The 1,833-nt window shown below is 64.8% G+C and carries 1 protein-coding gene and 1 pseudogene; both read right to left on the bottom strand.

Going from position 1 to position 1,833, the window contains the following annotated elements; all coding sequences use genetic code 11:
- The coding region (gene treS, locus AOK03_RS37870; protein WP_055569903.1) for a maltose alpha-D-glucosyltransferase at window positions 1-1,586 on the bottom strand (1,586 nt) is incomplete at its 3' end.
- Window positions 1,583-1,833 (bottom strand): annotated as a pseudogene (locus tag AOK03_RS37875) (alpha-1,4-glucan--maltose-1-phosphate maltosyltransferase); the annotation flags it as partial. The gene treS and the pseudogene AOK03_RS37875, both read right to left, overlap by 4 nt.

Here is a 1,833-nt window from a genome sequence, read left to right on the forward strand (position 1 = left end):
AGCTCGGTGGGCTGGGCGAAACGCGAGAAGTTGTGCACGCACAGCACCAGGTCGTCTCCGTCGTCCCCGTCGGCGCCGGTCGACGGGGCCTCCCGCAGGAAGGCGAGAACCGCCGGGTTGGACGAGGGCAGTTCGGTGTACGAACCGAGTCCGAACGCCGGGTTCTGTTTGCGGATCTCGATCATGCGTCGGGTCCAGTGGAGCAGGGAGGAGGGGGAGGACATGGAGGCTTCGACGTTGGTGACCTGGTAGCCGTAGACCGGGTCCATGATCGTGGGGAGGTAGAGGCGGCCGGGGTCGCTGGAGGAGAAGCCGGCGTTGCGGTCGGGGGTCCATTGCATGGGGGTGCGGACGGCGTCGCGGTCGCCGAGCCAGATGTTGTCGCCCATGCCGATCTCGTCGCCGTAGTAGAGGATCGGGCTGCCGGGCAGGGAGAGGAGGAGGGCGGTGAAGAGTTCGATCTGGTTGCGGTCGTTGTCCAGGAGGGGGGCGAGGCGGCGGCGGATGCCGATGTTGGCGCGCATGCGGGGGTCTTTGGCGTATTCCGCGTACATGTAGTCGCGTTCTTCGTCGGTGACCATTTCGAGGGTGAGTTCGTCGTGGTTGCGCAGGAAGATGCCCCATTGGCAGCCGGAGGGGATGGCGGGGGTTTTCGCGAGGATTTCGGAGACGGGGTAGCGGGATTCGCGGCGGACGGCCATGAAGATGCGGGGCATGACGGGGAAGTGGAAGGCCATGTGGCATTCGTCGCCGCCGTTTTGGAAGTCGCCGAAGTAGTCGACGACGTCTTCGGGCCATTGGTTGGCTTCGGCGAGGAGGACGGTGTCGGGGTAGTGGGCGTCGATTTCGGCGCGGACGCGTTGGAGGAAGGCGTGGGAGCGGGGGAGGTTTTCGCAGTTGGTGTTCTCTTCGGCGAAGAGGTAGGGGACGGCGTCGAGGCGGAAGCCGTCGATGCCGAGGTCGAGCCAGAAGCGGAGGGCGGAGATGATTTCTTCCTGGACGGCGGGGTTTTCGTAGTTGAGGTCGGGTTGGTGGGAGAAGAAGCGGTGCCAGAAGTACTGTTTGCGGACGGGGTCGAAGGTCCAGTTGGAGGCTTCGGTGTCGACGAAGATGATGCGGGCGTCCTGGTATTGCTTGTCGTCGTCAGCCCAGACGTAGTAGTCGCCGTAGGGTCCGTCGGGGTCGGTGCGGGAGGCCTGGAACCAGGGGTGTTGGTCGCTGGTGTGGTTCATGACGAAGTCGATGATGACGCGCATGCCGCGTTGGTGGGTGGAGTCGACGAATTCGACGAAGTCGGCGAGGTCGCCGAATTCGGGGAGGACGGCGGTGTAGTCGGAGACGTCGTAGCCGCCGTCGCGGAGGGGGGACTGGAAGAAGGGGGGCAGCCAGAGGCAGTCGACGCCGAGCCATTGGAGGTAGTCGAGTTTGGCGGTGATGCCTTTGAGGTCGCCGATGCCGTCGCCGTTGCTGTCCTGGAAGGAGCGGACCAGGACTTCGTAGAAGACGGCGCGTTTGAACCATTCGGGGTCGCGGTCCTTGGCGGGTGTGTCCTCGAAGGTGTCCTGGACGGGTTCGTTGACGATCATGGTGTGGGTGACCCTCCGATCAACGGTGAGGACGGTCGCAGGACCGTGAGGATGTGCGCGGGAGCGCGGCCCGGTTCAAGGCGCACGTAGTTGGCCCTGCCCCAGTGGTAGGTCTCGCCGGTGAGCTCGTCGCGCACCGGCACGGACTCGTGCCAGTCCAGGCCGAGTTGCGGCATGTCCAACGAGACCGTGGCTTCCTGGGTGTGGTGAGGGTCGAGGTTCGCGACCACCAGAACAATGTTCGAAC

Source organism: Streptomyces atriruber, assembly GCF_001418325.1.
GTDB classification, from domain to species: domain Bacteria; phylum Actinomycetota; class Actinomycetes; order Streptomycetales; family Streptomycetaceae; genus Streptomyces; species Streptomyces atriruber.